We start from the raw sequence: 15175 nt of genomic DNA, 5'->3' as shown, positions 1-15175 counted from the left end.
AAAAGTTTACTGTATCCAAACAGTTAGGCTCGCCAGATTACAATACCTGAGAAGCGGCTGTCAAGGAATATCGCCCGTCAAGAGGGCAAAAACCTGCCGTTGGATGTCGCAATAGCGGAAAAAGTCCCCCCTCCCCTGGCGGGAGGGGAAGCTAGAAACAGACAGTGGCAAAAAACGCGCCTTTAAACCTACGCTCGACGGCGACATGGGTGCAAAGGTCTCTTTATTCTTCCCGTTTACCGAAACTGGCGTTCAAGGTACACTGAGGTGGGGGTAATTTCAGATGAACCAGCAACCCGAAATCATCATCGTTGGCTCCGGCTCCACCGCCTTCGCCGCAGCGCTCAGGGCGCAGGAGCGGGGTGCAGCCTCCATCATGATCGAGCGAAGCGCCCTCGGCGGGACCTGCATCAACTGGGGGTGCATCCCCAGCAAGATCCTGATCCACGCGGCGCTCTTCCGGCACGAGGCGCAACTGGGCGAGCGGCTCGGCCTCGGCGCGCTAAGCGGCGCGCTCGACTTCCCGCTTCTCGACTCCCACAAGCTGAACGTGGTGCAAAGGCTGAGAACGACCAAGTACCTGGACGTGCTCAAAAACGTCCCCGGGCTCACCCTGGTCAAGGGGATGGCGGTCTTCACCTCCCCCGACACCGTCCGGGTCGGGGAGCGGCGCCTCACCGGGAGCCGGTTCCTCATCGCCGCCGGAGGCGTCCCCCGCGTCCCCCCCATCGCAGGACTCGACGAGACCCCTTTCCTGACCAGCAAGAGCGCGCTGATGCTGAAAAAAATCCCCGCATCGCTCACCATCATCGGCGGCGGCGTCATCGCCTTGGAGCTGGGACAGATGTTCCTTAGGCTGGGGGTAAAGGTAACCGTCCTGGAGCACGGGCAGAGGGTGCTTCCCGCGATCGAGGCGGAGCCCGCCCTGGCCTTGCAGGACGTCCTCGCCTCCGAGGGGATGCGCATCATCCTGAATGCCTCGGTGCTGAGCGCCTGCCGGCACGGCGACGGCGTGAGGGTCGAGGCGCTGGTCGGGGGGGAACGCACCTGCCTTGAGTCGCAGCAGCTCCTCGTGGCCGTCGGTACCGCCCCCGCCGCCGAAGGCTTAGGCCTCGAGCAGGCCGGGGTGCAGGTGGACCAAAGGGGGTTCATCGTGGTGGACGAGCAGATGCGCACCTCCTCCCCCGGGATCTGGGCCGCAGGCGACGTCACCGGCCGGATGCAGATCGCCACCGTCGGCGCCCGCGAGGGGATCGCCGCCGTGGACAACATGCTGGAGACCGGCTGCAACTGCGCCCTCGACTACCAGACCCTCCCCATGGCCATCTTCACCGACCCGGAGGTCGGAACCGTCGGCTACAGCGAAGAGGGAGCGCGCCGGGCCGGGTTCGAGGTAGAAAGCCACACCATCCCCGCCTCCGCCATCGCGAAGGCGCACGTCACGGGCGCTCTCGCCGGCGCCGTCAAGATCGTCGCCGAGACAGGGACCGGAAGGATACTCGGCGTGCACCTCTGCCTGCACCGCGGGGCCGACATCATCAACGAGGCCGCCCTCGCCATCCGTTGCCGCATGACCGTCGCCGAACTGGCCGACACCCTCCACGTCTACCCGTCGATGGGTGAAGGGTTGCGGCTCTGCGCGCAGGCCTTCAGCAGAAACCTGGACCAACTCTCCTGCTGCGCCGAATAGCCCAAGGCTCCCCCGTCCCCGCTTCCCATTAGTTTAAAATTGACAACAATTTCATGAAAGACTACTATGCCACAAATTGGTTGCGGCTAACGGACCGAGACGGTTCCGCGCCGCATCAGCGTCAGGCGCAGACGGGGGCGGTGAAGATGGCGGCAGAGATACTCTTTGTGGACGACAACAAGCTGGTACTCCAGGCGCTGGGCGACCTGCTGAGGTCGCACGGCATCGACCCCCTCGCCGCCAGCGACGCGGAAGAGGCCCTGGAACTCTTCAAAAAGCACGAGATAGCGGTAGTGGTGTCGGACAACCAGATGCCGGGGATGTCGGGGCTGGAGTTCCTGCGCGAGCTCAGGAACGTCTCGCCGGACACGGTGAAGGTGCTCATCTCTTCCCACGTCGACCTCCCGACGGCGCTTGCCGCCATCAACAGTTCCGAGGTCTACCGCTGTCTGATGAAACCGTGGAAGGACGAGGAAATCGTCGAGGTGGTGCAGGAGGGGTTGAGGCGCTACCGCACCGTTCATGACATACGGCGCGAGGACGAGGCGGTGCTCCGTTCCCTGGCGCAGACCATTGAACTCAAGGACCCGAGCACCAAGGGGCACTGCGACCGTGTCGCGGTCTACGCGCTCTTGGTCGCCGAGGCGATGGGGATAGCGAAGGAGATGCAGCGGCAGATCAAGTACGGAAGCTGGCTGCACGACTGCGGCAAGATCGGAGTATCGGAGTTCATACTGAACGGTCCGGACAAGTTGAGCGAGGACGAGTTCGAGACCATGAAGATGCACACCGGCTGGGGGGTGGAGGTGGCGGAGAAAGCCGACCTGTCCCAGGTGGCGCGGAACATCATCCACTACCATCATGAGAAGTACGACGGCAGCGGCTACCCCTCCCAACTCATGGGGGAGGAGATTCCCATCGAGGCGCGCATCGTTTCGGTGGCCGACGTCTACGACGCCCTCACCTCGGACCGGTCCTACCGCAAAGCATATAGCTTCGAGAAGGCGCGCGAGATGGTGCGCGAGATGGCGGGCACGGCGCTGGACCCGGCGGTGGTCAAGGTGTTTCTGGCCGTGGTCCCCGACGGGCCGCTACCGTCGAGCGAGGAGTTCCCGGAGTGCGACTCCCACCGAGCGGGCGGGAAGAAGCCCCTCAACCTGGTGCTTCCGGCCGCTACCTGCTGATTGCCGCGGCCGGGCTAGCGAAGCCAGCGGCGCACCACGAAGCTCTTCTCCCCGGCAGCGCCCTTCGGGTACCGGTCCGCCGGCTCCCGGGTCCGCATCAGTTTCTTCAGGGTCTCCTCCCTGGAGGAAAGCACCACCCCTTTTTTCCCGCCGCCGCACCCCATCACGCTCTGGATGATCGAATCCTCGTCCACAACCATCATCACGTGCCCCTTGTAGGCCACGAGGTCCAGCGGTTCCAGCTTTCTGGCGATCTCCGCCGCGGAGAGCCCCGCCACCTTCACCCCTTTACCGTAGCGGGTGAGGTACGAGCTGTTCCTCGGGGTATAGCCGTCGGTCGCCTCGTAGAGAAGCCCGGTGCAGTCCACCCCGTACAGCGGGTCCCCCTGCGGGTAGAGCGTCCTCAAAAGCGGCACACCTTCCTTGAAGTTTCCCCCCCAGACGTAGGGCCTCCCCACCGCGGAGAGAAGCCTTTTCCGTATCTCGGCGGGCTCGGGAAGGGTCCGCTGCCGCTCGCGGGGCGTCCCCTCCACCGCCTCCACGAAGCGCGCGTCCACGAAGAGGCCGGTCTTCGTCGGGTAGGGGTAATCGTTGCTGGTGACCCGGTACACCTTGACGCCGTCCCTTTCCTGCTCCCCCTCGATCCGGAACAGGGTGCCGGGAAAGGCGATGAACTCGACGGGGCGCACCCCCTTGCAGGGGTCTAGCTTCACCTTGCCGCTGAAGGTCTTGGCGAAGTCGGGGGTATTGAGGACGGGGGTGGCGGCGACGGCGACGGCGTAGCGGGGGTGATCTGCGGCATGGGCAGCGGGAGAGAATATGGGAAGCGCCAAAAGCGCAAGGAACATCGTCTTCATCTCTTTATCCTCTAGGGTTCCGCCTTGGCGCCGAAGGCGGCGGCAAGCGGCAAAAGGCGCGGCGCCTTTTCCTTCAAGATCGGCAAGAGCAGCTTCACCCCTTTTGGCTCGTTGCCGTTGCCGTGCACCAGGATGAAGCTTCCCGGGCGGGGCGCCTCTCCCTTGGCAAGCCAGGCGTCGCTCCCGATGGGGATCAGCGAGAGCTCTTTGAGCCGCTGCATCCAGGCTCCGTCGGAAACAAGCCCCGGGAAGCGGAAAAACGGGGAAGGGACGAGCCCCTGGGAAAGGAGGAGTTGTTCCGCCTGCAGCACCTCCTGCATCGGGTCGGTCCCCGGAGCGAGCAGGAAGTTCTCCGCCAGAGGGACCTTGGGGTCGTAATGGTGGTGGTACGAATGGTTCACCCAGGTCACGGCCAGCTTCCCCGAGGCTATCGCCTCTTTCAGGTAGGAGAGCTCCTGCGGATGGGTGGAGAGCCACACCCCGGAGATCATTACGGCCACCGGGACGGCGCGGCCATGGCCTAGGGCGGCGGTCACCTCGAAGAGCTCCCGCTCGAAGGGGCGCTTGGAGGGGCAGAGGTCGACGGTGAGGAAAAGCCCCTCGACCTGCGTCTCGGCGTGGACCGCCCCGCCGTTTTGCAGCCGGTACGGCGGGGAGTTGTACTTATTGAGCGCACGGGCGAGCCTGGTGGCCCGGAAAGCGTCAGAGCCGGCGACGCCGCTTTTTTTCAACGAGTCGGCCGGAAGATCGTAGCTCGCAAGCGTTTCCGGGTCGACGGCAAGCAGGCGCGGGACGCCGTCGCATTTGAAACTGCGGACCGCGAGGAGCCGTTTGCCGGAGCGGTCGCTCACCGGCTCGCGGATGACGCGGTATTCCGTTATCTGCGCGGCCTGGGCCTGTGCGGCGCAAAAAAGCAGCAAAAGCGCCAGGAAAAGAGAAAAGGCGGGGAGTTTCGCCAGGGGGGATCCGCTCATAGGATTTCTACACCAAGACGCTGCGTAGCGCGGCTTCTATCTTCTCCACGTCGACCCGCGTGTCGATGCAGGGGCCGTAGGGGCGATCGTTCAGGACCCCGATCACCGGGAGGGGGTAACAGTCCTTGATGCCGGAGGTGAGGTCGCGCTCGCAGGCGACGGCCAATACCAGCTTGGGGCGCTTCTCGATGATGACCTTGCGGGCCAGGGTGCCGCCGGTGGCGACGGACATCTCCACCTGGTACTTCTGCGCCAGTTCGGCGAGCCCCATGATGTCGCACCTGCCGCAGCGCAGGCACTTGTTGATGTCGCCGGTCACCTTGATCTCGCATTGGGAGAGCTGCAGGCAGTGCGGGAGCAGGATCAGGATCCGGTCCGGCTTGACCTTGAGGCGTTGCGAGATGACCAGGGAGTTGTTCATGGCGACGAAGGACTGGCGGATGGTGTCCTTGGAGATGCCGCAGAGGCTGCCGATCCGCTCGATGAGCGGCAGCAGGAACTTGATCACCACCCCACGCATGAACCTGGTGCCGAGGATGTCCTTCCCGAGCGCCGTGGTGAGCACCAAAAGAAGGGTTCCGAGGACCGCCATGCCGGAGAGCACGCCGAATACCATGCCCACTATGCGCGGCAGGCCGGGATGGATATTAGTGAGCCCCATGGTCGGGATCCACCACCCCAGGTAGATGAGCCCCACCACCAGAAGACAGGTCACCCCCATCAGTGCCACGAAGAGGCGCTTCTGTGGAGGCCCCTGGCACGGCCCTTTATTCCCCAACCGAAGCCTCCTTCTTTCCGAGGGTGCACCCCGGCTGAAGTTTGTACCCTGCGAGGAAGTCACCCGCCGGCAGGCGCTTCTTCCCTTCGAGCTGCAGTTCCGCGATCAGCAGGCTCCCGGTGCCGCAGGCGACCTCGATGCCGTCGCGGCCCAAGGAGAGGATCTCGCCCGGCGCGCCGCTCCCCGAAGCGGTCTGAACGCGGAAGACCTTCAAAAGCTTGTCGTCCAGGAAGCTGTAGGCCCCCGGCCAAGGGGTCATGCCGCGGACCTGGTTCTTGATGGCCTGCGCGTCCCGGCTCCAGTCGATGAGACCGTCCTCTTTCTTCATCATCGGGGCGTAGCAGGTGAGCGCGTCGTCCTGCTTCTCCGGGACCAGTTCGCCCCGGGCCAGCCGGTCCAGCGTCTCGGCGAGGAGTTCCGCCCCAAGCTGCGACATCCGGTCGTGCAGGCTCTGCGTATCCTCGTCGGCGCCGATGGGGGTGGAGCGCTTCAGGAGCATGTCGCCCGTGTCGAGCCCCACGTCCATCATCATGGTGGTGACCCCGGTCTCGTTCTCGCCGTTGATGATGCACCAGTTCAAGGGCGCGGCGCCGCGGTAGCGCGGCAAAAGCGAGGCGTGCACGTTGATGCAGCCGTATTTGGGGATGTCGAGCAGCGCCTTGGGCAGGATCTGCCCGAAAGCGATCACCACGATGAGGTCGGGGTTAAGGCCCCGGATCTCTTCGATCGATTCGGGAAGCCGCACCTTAACCGGCTGCAGCACCGGTATCCCGTGCTGCTCGGCGACGACCTTAACCGGCGGGGGGAGGGTCTGCTGCCCGCGCCCCTTGGGGCGGTCGGGCTGGGTGACCACGGCCACCACCTGCTCGCCGCGCTCAATCAGCGTGCGCAAGGTGGGGCAGGCGAATTCGGGGGTCCCCATGAAGACGATGCGCATACCGGTCATCGGTTAAGCTCCTTTGCTTCGTCCAAGGCACGCTGGTAGCGCTTGCGGAAGATCCCTTTCTTGAGCGGGGAAAGATGGTCGATGAAGAGCACGCCGTCCAGGTGGTCGATCTCGTGCTGGAAGGCTATGGACAGGAGGTCGTCGGCGCGGAAGGTCACTTCCTCGCCGTCCAGGTTGAGCGCCTTCACCACGATGCGGGCGTGCCGGCGCACGTTGGCGGAGAATTTGGGGACCGACAGGCACCCTTCCTCCTCGAACGCCTCCCCCTCGGCGTGGACGATCTCGGGGTTGATGGCGACGATCAGCTCGGGCGTCTCGTCCTTTCCGGAGACGTCGATGACGATGATGCGCTGGTGCACCCCTATCTGTGGGGCGGCAAGCCCCACTCCGGGGGCGTCGTACATGGTCTCGGCCATGTCCCGAGCCAACTCGCGGGTCTTGTCGGTGATAACGGTAACCGGCAGTGAGCGCTTCTTCAGCTCAGGGTCCGGATAGGTGAGTATTGTGCGTATCATACTGGTCCTTCCTTTGTCTTCAGAACTATCGCGCCACTATATAAAGTTGCCGGCAAAAAATCAACGAGATACTCATGAGCAACGCCCCCCTTCAGAGGGGGGGAATAAAAGGCGCCTGCTTCCGCAGCTGGAGGGGTTCGCGCCGATATCTCAGAGAAATCTCCTATTGCCCCAAGCCGCCGGAACTGTTACTGTTGCATTACTAGAGGCATGGGCGGAAGCCGCCATGCCGTCCCCAAATGCGGGTGATATAGAGCAATTCCCTGGAGATAATAATGCCGTCCACCGAATACCATGCAGAAACCGGGGTGAGGATCAAGAAGGCAAGGCTAGCGCTGGGGCTCACCCAGAAGGAATTCGCCGCCTCCCTGGGGATCGTCCAGGGGTTTCTCAGCGGCATCGAGACCGGCAGGAAGCGCCCCTCCGACACGCTGCTGATCGCCCTCTCGCACACCTTCGGCATCAACGCCCAGTGGCTGAGTGACGGAAGCGGAGAGAGCTTCAAAAACCCGCCCAGGACCGAACAGTCCAATGTCAGCCGTGCCCCGCTTCTGGAGATGATACCGGACAGCTTCCCCGACGACCTCGGCGCCATCAGCCGCTACATCTCCGTCCCCGACCTCCCCGAGGGGTGCTACGCCATCGTCTGCTACGGCGATTTCATGTCTCCCACCATCCGTGACGGCGACGTGGTGATCTTCAGGCCGGAGAGCGAACAGAAGAAAAGCGGGGACATCATCATCGTCCACAACCGCTGGGGGGAACCGATCCTGCGCAGGTACCGCGTCAAGGACGACGAGATCTACCTCGCTCCCGACAACCCCGCTTATGCTCCCTTCCAGCCCGACGACGGCACCCACACCATCGGCATCGTGGTGGACGTCTGGCGCAAGGTCATCATCTAACCCCCTGCCGTTTCGAGACTGAGGCACCCGCGCGCCTTGCCTGCGTGCGGGCTATCTGCCGCCTGGCTCTCGTCAGCCGGCCTTGCCCCTCCTCACGTCAATATCCCGTCGCAGCCCCACCGAAAGTCAAAAAAACCTGCGCCATAAACGGCCGAAACAGGAACCGCATCGACGCAATTCCGGCAGGTTACCTAAAAGGAACGCATCTTGCTTTACATGAAACGCTGAGTCGGCCCATGCCGGCGGGAGGGTTCGTGTGAAACTGCAAGAAACAACGAAGAGTGTGAAGATTTTTGAAGGCACCGCCCTGCTGGACGCCGATGCCGCACTGCCGCGGCTTCTCGCTACGGGACGGGCCGATGCCCCCGCAGCAGCCACCCGCAACAGGCTCACCCGCTCGCGCCACCTCTGGAGCCGTGAAGACGGTTTCACCATGGCCGGGGGGAGAAGGTAGCCACCCCGAAGCATCCCTTACGACACCAGCTTTTTCCCCAAAAGACGCGCCCGCGCCAGGGTCCTTGGCCCAGGTCCCTGGCGTTCTTCGAGGGCCGCAAGCCCGACCAGGAGTACCCCCACCGTCCTCCCCCCCAGAAGTTCCGCAGCCCGACGCAGCACCTTCACGATCGGGGTCAGAAACCGCGCCATGAAAGCGGGCGCCGCGCTGGAAGCGACGAGCACCGCGCGCCGCGGCCTCTCCTTGCTGCGGGGTTTCGGTGCGGCCGTCCCCCAGGGCCAGTAGACATAGCAGGCCAGGCGCTCGATGAAGCGCTTCATGAGCGCGGTGACGGTGCCAAAGTTCATCGGCGAGGCGAGCACCACTGCGTCCGCCCCCTCGACCAGCTCCAGCACCCTGGCCATCTGGTCCGCGATGGGGCAGATGCCGCGCGCCCCTTCCCTTTCCTGGGTGCAGAGCCGGCAGTTGGTGCAGAACTCGATCTGCGTGTCCAACAGGTAAAGCTTCTCGACCTCGCCCCCTTCCCTTGCGGCCGTGGCGAGAAGCTCGTCCACCACCTGGTCGATCATCCCCCCCTTGCGGTAACTTCCGACTATGGCAACTACTTTCGCCTTGCGCGTCATGACACCTCCGGGATGAAGCAGCGACCTCCGCCGGAGGGGACTGGCTCCGTCAGGTGCCTGTCCCCCTTCGGGATGTTTTCCTCTATCGCCCCTGCTCCTCGCGCGCCTTTTGTTCCTCGCGCGCCTTTTGCTCCAGCTTTCGCCTGCGGCGGCCGCCGAAAAAAGACTCCTCGATCACGATGGCTATGAAGAGAACTACGAAAAGGGCGAAAATCACCCCGAGAACCTTGAACAACAAAGCCATGCTGCAGACTCCTTTTTTGAACAAAACCATTTGCCACGGAGAAAATCGGAGAAAACCTTAAAAAAGAGTGAAAGCTTTTCCTGATTGTCACAATCAGGAAGCTTTTCGATTTTCTCAGATATCCTCAGACGTTCTCCTTGCCAATGGTTTTAGGTTTTGGCCCAAAGCGACGGACGTTAATACCCGGCCCCGGGAGCCGGTGTCAAGGCAAAGCAGCTAGCTTCCTCCGGTGAGCTTCTTCCAGCCGCTGCCGGCGAACTCCAGCACGCCGCTCATGCTCCTTTGGTAGAACTTCCTGACCGGGATCCGGTTCACCAGTATCCCTTCTTCGCTTTGCTCCAGGCTCACCTGGTCCCCGGACCTGAGCTGCACCACCTGCCGGTAGTGCTCACCGCCGACACCGAAAAGGAAGGAGTAGCGGGTCCCGTTCACCAGGCAGGAAACGATGATGATGATCCCCTCCGGGTCGCCGGTCTTGAAATCGAAGCGGGTGGTGGCGGCAACGAAACGCCCCTGCACCTCTCCCGACCCTTTCAAGAGCTCGCCTACGTTCATCTGCTTTGGCTTCATGCGCCCAAGCGGCGGGAGCCCCCAGGGGGTGAGTGACGGGCGGGGGCGCTGCCGGTAGTGGCTGGTACGCTCCAGGAGCGTCACCACGTTGTTGTTGATCGGCCCGCCGATGGAGTGGGCGAGCCCCATCTGGAAACGCCCCCCCGTGATGAGCCGGTGGTTCTCGACGATCTGGATCATGCCGGTGGCGCCTAGCGGATGGCCGCGTCCCTTCAGCCCGCCGGTTATGTTGGTCGGGAAGGCCCCCTGCTCGCCGGTAAGCTCGTCGTTCAAAAGCGCTTCCACGATCCGGCGTCGGTGCACGAACCCCAGGTCCACCATGTTGATCGGCCCGAAGCCGTTGAACGGGTCGTGCATGTTCACGTGGATCTTGCCGGCGAAGTCGGCGATCTTCTTGATGCCGGCCATGGCGTAGGCCTCGGCCGCGGCGCGCACGGTGGCGGGGAAGCTGTGGAAGTAAGGGCGGTCGGCGATGGTGGGGATGTCGGTGGCGCTCCCCACACCGGAGACGATCACCTCGTGCGGCGTCGCCGAGAGGAGCACGGCGGCGACCCCGTCCGACATGGGGCAGAAGTCGTGGTAGCGCAAAGGCCACCAGTAGCGGTAGTTCTTGCCGGTGACGATCTGGCGGTAGTACTCCTCCAGCGGGATCTCGAAGCCGAGATGCGCCTCGGGGTTGCGCGCGGCATAGCGGTGCGCCCGCTGGGTCAAAAGGGCGGAGAAGGCGGTCCACTCGTCGGTGGAGAGCTTCAGCCGCTCGATCAGGGAGCGCGCCACGAGAGCCCCGCAGGCCGGCATGGAGAGCCCGAACTCCGCCTCGTCCTTGTCGATCACGCCTGCGACGATGCGGGTGGCCTGCCCGGTGGGGACGTCGCTCATCTTCTGGATCCCGATGGCGAGGACGTGGTCGCAGCGGCCGGAGGCGATCTGCAGGTAGGCGTATTCGAGAGCCGACGCGCCCGAGGAGGAGGCGGTGTCGATCAAGACCGATTTGGCGCCGGAGATCCCGAGGACGCCGGCGATCTTGGCCGCCGTGTTGTCCACCCCCGAGAAGGCGACCGGGTTCTGGCAGCCGACGACGACGGCGTTTATGTCGGAGCGCTTGAGCCGGCTGCCGGCGAAAACCTCTCCCGCCTTTTCGGCCATCTCCAAAAAGCTCAGGGCTTCGCGTTCGCGCCCGTTATAGCGCCCGACCGGAGCCATGAAAGAGGAGGCGACATAGACCTCCCGAGGCTTGAATTGCTGCGTCACATGCCCCCCTTGCCGTGGGCTTTTGGCCCTCTGAAACGGCTGAATACCGCTTGCCAGCGCACGCCCACTCTGCTATGTATTGAAAGCTTTCGCACAATATCACCTAAGGCGGTTCCAATGGTAGAAAAAATTAAGAATATCGTGGTATTCGTCAACGACTTCCCGGCTGCGCGCCGGTTTTACCGCGAGCAGCTCGCTCTCGCCCCCGGGCAGGAGACCGAATACATGATGGAGTTCCTCCCCGCCGAGGGTACCGCCCTCGGTGTCGCGCTCGCCATGCACGACGACGCGAAGAAGCTCGTCGGGCGCCACACCGGCATCACCTTCAACGTGAAGGGGCTCGAGGATCTCTGCGCGAAGCTTACCGCCGGCGGCGCCCGCTTCACCGAACCGCTCATGGTTACCCCCTACGGGAAGATGGCCGTCGTGGCCGACCCCGACGGCAACGAGTTTGCGCTGGTGGAGATGTGAGACTTCCCGCCGCCTTGCTCATAGTGGCGCTTGCCGCAGGCTCCGCCTACCCGGCGCCTGCCGCGCCGCGTCCCTACAGCGGTTGCGGCATCCTGACGCTGAGGCAGTGGGGGGCGCTGCAGGCGGCGCCCCTTCCGCTTTACCGCGAACCGGGTGTGCAGCGCATCGCCGAGAGAAGCGCCGCTGCGCTGCCCCGCCTGGCGGGCGACGGCGTCGAGCCGCTGGTGGCGGCGAGCGAGCGGCGCGGCAACTGGACCCGGCTCTCGCTTGACGAAGCGGGGCGGCAGGGTTGGCTGGAGCAGCAGCGCGGCTGGGAATACACGAGCTGGGAGGAGTTTCTCCCCGGCCGCACCGTCCGCGTGCTCCCCGGACTGAAGAAGGGGTGGTACCAGCTCAAGGGGGCGCCCACGGAAGAGGCGGCGGGACTCGCCTCGCTTTCCCGGGACCAGTTGGTGCAGGTGCTGGAGGTCGAGGAGGACTGGGTGAAGCTGGAGCGTCCCTCAGGCTGGTTCAGGTGGCGCGACCCCGACGGCCGCCTCACCGTCTCCCTTAAGACCTCGCGGTAGACAAAGCATCTGCCTTTGTTCATCTCGGACACTTTCCAATTCCTGGCCAAGCGCCGTGTTTTTCTCCCAAGTGACGTTTTTTTCGTCCAAATGATATTTTTTGGGTCCAAGTGATGTTTTTCTCGGCCCAAGTGATGTTTTTTTCTTCCAAGCGGTATTTTTTGGAGAAAAAAGTACCACTTGAATCAAAAAAATGACATTTTTTATCGGGAAAGTAACACTTGGCTTCAAAAAATGTCGTTTTTTCAAAGGAAGTGATACTTTGCGCCGGAAAAGTAACTTTTCCGCGGGCGGAAGTTCTCCCCCATTCATGAAAAACATTGACATCGACAGCACTGCATGCTATTTGAGGCGTCATGTATACTAACAGCGTTACATCACGTGGCAGCGTCCACGAGGCAGCAGCGGCCAGACCCTTCTAGAGCCGCCACTGCTGATTCAGAAAACAAGAGATACTGAAGGCCGTGGGGGACCCCCGCGGCCTTTTTTTATACAAAATCCGGCTTTGGCTGCAATAAACGCAGTACGTCCTAGGGGGAAAAAGAATGCGCAACGAGATAGTCGCTCCCGGCGCGGGAGAACTGACCTACGAGATCAGGAACATCGTTACGGTTGCCGAGAAGGTGCAACGCTTAGGGGTGAAGATCAACTGGGAGAACATAGGCGACCCCATCGTCAAGGGGGAGAACATCCCGCTCTGGATGAAGGAGATCGTGGCGGCTGAGGCGATGAACGACGACAGCTACGCCTACTGCCCGACCCGCGGCGTCCTGGAGACCCGCGAGTTCATCTGCGAGATCACCAACAAGCGCGGGGGCGCGCAGATCACCCCCGACGACATCATCTTCTTCAACGGCCTGGGCGACGCCATCGCCAAGGTGTACGGCAACCTGCGCCCCGAAAGCCGCGTGCTCATGCCCTCCCCCACCTACACCACCCACTCCATCGGCGAGGCGGCCCACGCGAACGCGGTGCCGGTCTGCTACCGCTTGAAGCCCGAGGACAACTGGTACCCGGACATGGACGACCTCGAGTGCCACGTGAAGTACAACCCGCAGATCGCCGGGATCATGATGATCAACCCGGACAACCCGACCGGGATGGTGTACCCGGTGGAGGTGCTGAAGGGAATCGTCGAGATCGCGAGGAAATACGATCTCTTCATCATCGCCGACGAGGTGTACAGCAACATCGTCTACAACGGCGAGAAGACGGTTCCCATCTCCGACGTAATCGGGCAGGTTCCCGCCATCGCCATGAAAGGGATCTCCAAGGAACTCCCGTGGCCCGGCTCCCGCTGCGGCTGGATCGAGGTGTACAACGCCGACCGCGACCCGCGCTTCAACAAATTCGTGAACTCCATCCTCTCCTCCAAGATGAACGAGGTCTGCTCCACCACGCTGCCGCAGCGCTGCCTGCCGGCGGTGATGAAGCACCCCGAGTACCACAACTATCTGAACGAGCGCATCACCCGCTACGAGAAGATGAGCAACATCACCTACGAGGCGCTCTCGAAGGTGCCGGAGCTGGCCGTGAACCGGACCAACGGCGCCTTCTACATGGCGGTCCCCTTCAAGCCGGGGGTCCTGAACAACACCCAGACCCTCCCCATCAAGAACCCGGAAATCCGGGAACTGGTCGAGGGGATCGTGAACCAGCCGGGAGTGGCGCCGGACAAGCGTTTCGTCTACTACATCCTGGCGCACACGGGGATCTGCGTGGTTCCCCTCTCCTCCTTCAACACGGAGCTCCTCGGGTTCAGGGTGACCCTCCTGGAGCGGGACGAGGCGGAGTGCCGCAGGATCTACCGGACCCTCACCGAGAACATCGCCACCTACCTCGCCTCCTAGAGGAGATAAAAAAAGCCCCGCCGCAAGCGGGGCTTTTTCTTTGGCAGAGCTGATGTATCTGAGGTCTTCGCAAAAATGTACCCCTGAAAAGCAAATCCCCCCTGCCCCCCTTCGCAAAGTGGGGAACGCAATAGCCACGCCTGCACTTCAGTAGGTCGCGCCCCCGGCTCCCCGGCACTCCCCGATGAATCTTTCTCTGGTTCCCAAGGTGACCTTGGGAACCAGATGATAAACGAGATTGAGTGCAGTTTGGGGATGAGAAAAAGGGGATGTGGGAATGCACCGGAAACGCCGGAGGGTGAAAGGGGACAAGGTTGCGTGTTGATTGACTTTTGCAGCCCAATTATGGTATTCGTTTCCCATTTGTGCTGTTCCCCCCAATTTCCAACAGAGGTTCAGATGTCCTCGAGCATGCGAGGCAGGCGGCAGTGCCCGGCAAAGGGCGACCCACGATGATAGACGGTTTTAAAGGCGGCACCGAGCCGGACATCGCCCCGGAAACCTTCGACGTCATAGGCCGCATCCTGAAGGAGCGCTCCGGCTTCACCCTGGACGGCTACAAGGACAAGTGCGTCAAAAGGCGCATACACATAAGGGTCCGCGCCACCCAGTCCCCCTCCCCCGAGGCTTACGGCCTGCTTCTGACCGAAAACCCCGCCGAGCAGGAGCGCCTGCTGCGGGTACTCACCATCCACGTTTCCCATTTTTTCCGGAACCCCACCGTCTTCGAAAGGCTCGCCGTCGAAATCCTGCCTCAACTGATAAGCGAGCGCAGAGAGCTCAACATCCTCAGTGTCGGCTGCGCAGGGGGAGAGGAGCCGTACACGGTCGCCTTGATCCTCAAGGAACGCTTTCCCCAGGCGCTTAAAGAGGGGCGCATCTCCCTTCGCGCCGTTGACGTCGACGCCTCGACGCTGGAGCACGCGAGAGAAGGGGTCTACCACCCGGACCGGCTGGCCGAGGTCCCGCCGCAGCTTATGTCGCGCTGGTTCACCCCTAAGGACGGGCGCTTTCGCCTGTCCCAGGAGATCCGCTCCCTGGTCAGTTTCAGCCAGGCGGACCTGAACCAGCCGCAGCAGTGGCCGCGCTGCGACCTGGTATTGTGCCGCAACGTGCTGATCTACTTCGAAAGAGAGCGCCAGGAGACCATCCTGAACGGCTTCGCCGACGCCCTGGCCCCTGGCGGCTACCTGGTGCTGGGAAAGTCGGAGACGCTTTTCGGCACCCCACGCAACCGTTTCAAGACCTTCTGCCCCGTGGAGCGCATCTACCGGGCCATCGCCTAACCAGCAGAATA

17 protein-coding genes are annotated in these 15175 nt (G+C 62.9%); 8 read left to right on the top strand and 9 right to left on the bottom strand.

The genetic code is table 11. The features are described from left to right. Positions 1 to 283 precede the first annotated feature (283 nt). Both merA and K419_RS0119930 read left to right on the top strand, forming a co-directional pair. The gene (merA, locus tag K419_RS0119935) at positions 284 to 1690 is read left to right on the top strand and encodes a mercury(II) reductase (RefSeq protein WP_026843080.1); all 1407 of its coding nucleotides are present in this window, start codon (positions 284 to 286) and stop codon (positions 1688 to 1690) included. A 146-nt stretch (positions 1691 to 1836) separates the two neighbouring features. Then, on the top strand, positions 1837 to 2874 hold the full coding sequence (locus K419_RS0119930) for an HD-GYP domain-containing protein (RefSeq protein WP_026843079.1): 1038 nt from the start codon (positions 1837 to 1839) through the stop codon (positions 2872 to 2874). Between the two features lie 14 nt (positions 2875 to 2888). Here K419_RS0119930 and K419_RS0119925 read toward each other — a convergent pair whose 3' ends face one another. The 5 genes from K419_RS0119925 to def are packed head-to-tail and all read right to left on the bottom strand — an operon-like array spanning position 2889 to position 6944. Then, a complete protein-coding gene (locus K419_RS0119925) occupies positions 2889 to 3731 on the bottom strand; it encodes an NlpC/P60 family protein (RefSeq protein ID WP_026843078.1) in 843 nt (280 codons plus the stop codon). Positions 3732 to 3742: 11 nt separating this feature from the next. Then, the gene (locus K419_RS0119920; RefSeq protein WP_051293138.1) at positions 3743 to 4705 is read right to left on the bottom strand and encodes a polysaccharide deacetylase family protein; all 963 of its coding nucleotides are present in this window, start codon (positions 4703 to 4705) and stop codon (positions 3743 to 3745) included. A gap of 7 nt (positions 4706 to 4712) precedes the next feature. Next, a complete protein-coding gene (locus tag K419_RS0119915; protein ID WP_026843076.1) occupies positions 4713 to 5483 on the bottom strand; it encodes a DUF116 domain-containing protein in 771 nt (256 codons plus the stop codon). Continuing rightward, positions 5473 to 6429: a methionyl-tRNA formyltransferase gene (gene fmt, locus K419_RS0119910; protein ID WP_026843075.1), complete on the bottom strand. Its 957-nt coding sequence runs from the start codon at positions 6427 to 6429 to the stop codon at positions 5473 to 5475. Before fmt ends, K419_RS0119915 begins: the two co-directional genes overlap by 11 nt. Then, entirely contained in the window at positions 6426 to 6944 is a 519-nt protein-coding gene (gene def / locus K419_RS0119905) for a peptide deformylase (RefSeq protein ID WP_012774342.1), read from the bottom strand. Before def ends, fmt begins: the two co-directional genes overlap by 4 nt. A 275-nt stretch (positions 6945 to 7219) precedes the next feature. Here def and K419_RS0119900 point away from each other — a divergent pair, with 275 nt between their 5' ends. Both K419_RS0119900 and K419_RS0119895 read left to right on the top strand, forming a co-directional pair. Next, complete coding sequence (locus K419_RS0119900; protein ID WP_026843074.1) at positions 7220 to 7849, top strand: LexA family protein; 630 nt, start codon at positions 7220 to 7222, stop codon at positions 7847 to 7849. Between the two features lie 256 nt (positions 7850 to 8105). Then, on the top strand, positions 8106 to 8303 hold the full coding sequence (locus tag K419_RS0119895; RefSeq protein ID WP_026843073.1) for a hypothetical protein: 198 nt from the start codon (positions 8106 to 8108) through the stop codon (positions 8301 to 8303). 17 nt (positions 8304 to 8320) lie between these two features. Here the strand turns inward: K419_RS0119895 and K419_RS0119890 are convergent, their stop codons facing one another. The 3 genes from K419_RS0119890 to K419_RS0119880 all read right to left on the bottom strand — a co-directional run bounded on the left by K419_RS0119890 (position 8321) and on the right by K419_RS0119880 (position 10991). Beyond that, positions 8321 to 8926, bottom strand: a complete 606-nt coding sequence (locus K419_RS0119890) for a flavodoxin family protein (protein ID WP_026843072.1) — start codon at positions 8924 to 8926, stop codon at positions 8321 to 8323. 82 nt (positions 8927 to 9008) lie between these two features. Next, the gene (locus tag K419_RS23955; protein ID WP_198013136.1) at positions 9009 to 9170 is read right to left on the bottom strand and encodes a hypothetical protein; all 162 of its coding nucleotides are present in this window, start codon (positions 9168 to 9170) and stop codon (positions 9009 to 9011) included. Positions 9171 to 9386: 216 nt separating this feature from the next. After that, positions 9387 to 10991: a thiolase family protein gene (locus tag K419_RS0119880; protein WP_026843071.1), complete on the bottom strand. Its 1605-nt coding sequence runs from the start codon at positions 10989 to 10991 to the stop codon at positions 9387 to 9389. Positions 10992 to 11108: 117 nt separating this feature from the next. Here K419_RS0119880 and K419_RS0119875 point away from each other — a divergent pair, with 117 nt between their 5' ends. Beyond that, entirely contained in the window at positions 11109 to 11462 is a 354-nt protein-coding gene (locus K419_RS0119875) for a VOC family protein (protein WP_012529065.1), read from the top strand. Then, positions 11459 to 12028, top strand: a complete 570-nt coding sequence (locus K419_RS0119870) for a hypothetical protein (RefSeq protein ID WP_026843070.1) — start codon at positions 11459 to 11461, stop codon at positions 12026 to 12028. The genes K419_RS0119875 and K419_RS0119870 overlap by 4 nt, the downstream gene beginning before the upstream one ends. Before the next feature lie 19 nt (positions 12029 to 12047). On the opposite strand, the gene K419_RS23760 is transcribed toward K419_RS0119870, so the two are convergent. Further along, positions 12048 to 12386, bottom strand: coding sequence for a hypothetical protein (locus K419_RS23760; RefSeq protein WP_156912262.1), 339 nt, complete (start codon positions 12384 to 12386; stop codon positions 12048 to 12050). Between the two features lie 187 nt (positions 12387 to 12573). On the opposite strand from K419_RS23760, the gene K419_RS0119865 reads away from it, so the two are divergent. Then, positions 12574 to 13878 carry a pyridoxal phosphate-dependent aminotransferase gene (locus K419_RS0119865; RefSeq protein WP_026843069.1) on the top strand — a complete coding sequence of 435 codons (1305 nt, stop codon included), beginning with the start codon at positions 12574 to 12576 and terminating at the stop codon, positions 13876 to 13878. Between the two features lie 452 nt (positions 13879 to 14330). After that, positions 14331 to 15164, top strand: a complete 834-nt coding sequence (locus tag K419_RS0119860; RefSeq protein ID WP_026843068.1) for a CheR family methyltransferase — start codon at positions 14331 to 14333, stop codon at positions 15162 to 15164. The last annotated feature ends 11 nt before the right edge of the window (positions 15165 to 15175 follow it).

The sequence above is a fragment of the Citrifermentans bremense R1 genome (genome assembly GCF_000426865.1).
In the GTDB taxonomy this organism is placed as follows: domain Bacteria; phylum Desulfobacterota; class Desulfuromonadia; order Geobacterales; family Geobacteraceae; genus Geomonas; species Geomonas bremensis.
Note: the sequence above shows the minus strand (reverse complement) of the source record. Positions and strands in the feature narration are given on the sequence as shown.

Coding starts and splice junctions, on each gene's coding strand:
- K419_RS0119860 (WP_026843068.1), top strand. CDS start 14,331: ATGATAGACGGTTTTAAAGGCGGCACCGAGCCGGACATCGCCCCGGAA.
- merA (WP_026843080.1), top strand. CDS start 284: ATGAACCAGCAACCCGAAATCATCATCGTTGGCTCCGGCTCCACCGCC.
- K419_RS0119890 (WP_026843072.1), bottom strand. CDS start 8,926: ATGACGCGCAAGGCGAAAGTAGTTGCCATAGTCGGAAGTTACCGCAAG.
- K419_RS0119900 (WP_026843074.1), top strand. CDS start 7,220: ATGCCGTCCACCGAATACCATGCAGAAACCGGGGTGAGGATCAAGAAG.
- def (WP_012774342.1), bottom strand. CDS start 6,944: ATGATACGCACAATACTCACCTATCCGGACCCTGAGCTGAAGAAGCGC.
- K419_RS0119930 (WP_026843079.1), top strand. CDS start 1,837: ATGGCGGCAGAGATACTCTTTGTGGACGACAACAAGCTGGTACTCCAG.
- K419_RS0119875 (WP_012529065.1), top strand. CDS start 11,109: ATGGTAGAAAAAATTAAGAATATCGTGGTATTCGTCAACGACTTCCCG.
- K419_RS0119865 (WP_026843069.1), top strand. CDS start 12,574: ATGCGCAACGAGATAGTCGCTCCCGGCGCGGGAGAACTGACCTACGAG.
- K419_RS23955 (WP_198013136.1), bottom strand. CDS start 9,170: ATGGCTTTGTTGTTCAAGGTTCTCGGGGTGATTTTCGCCCTTTTCGTA.
- K419_RS0119925 (WP_026843078.1), bottom strand. CDS start 3,731: ATGAAGACGATGTTCCTTGCGCTTTTGGCGCTTCCCATATTCTCTCCC.
- fmt (WP_026843075.1), bottom strand. CDS start 6,429: ATGACCGGTATGCGCATCGTCTTCATGGGGACCCCCGAATTCGCCTGC.
- K419_RS0119920 (WP_051293138.1), bottom strand. CDS start 4,705: ATGAGCGGATCCCCCCTGGCGAAACTCCCCGCCTTTTCTCTTTTCCTG.
- K419_RS23760 (WP_156912262.1), bottom strand. CDS start 12,386: ATGACGCCTCAAATAGCATGCAGTGCTGTCGATGTCAATGTTTTTCAT.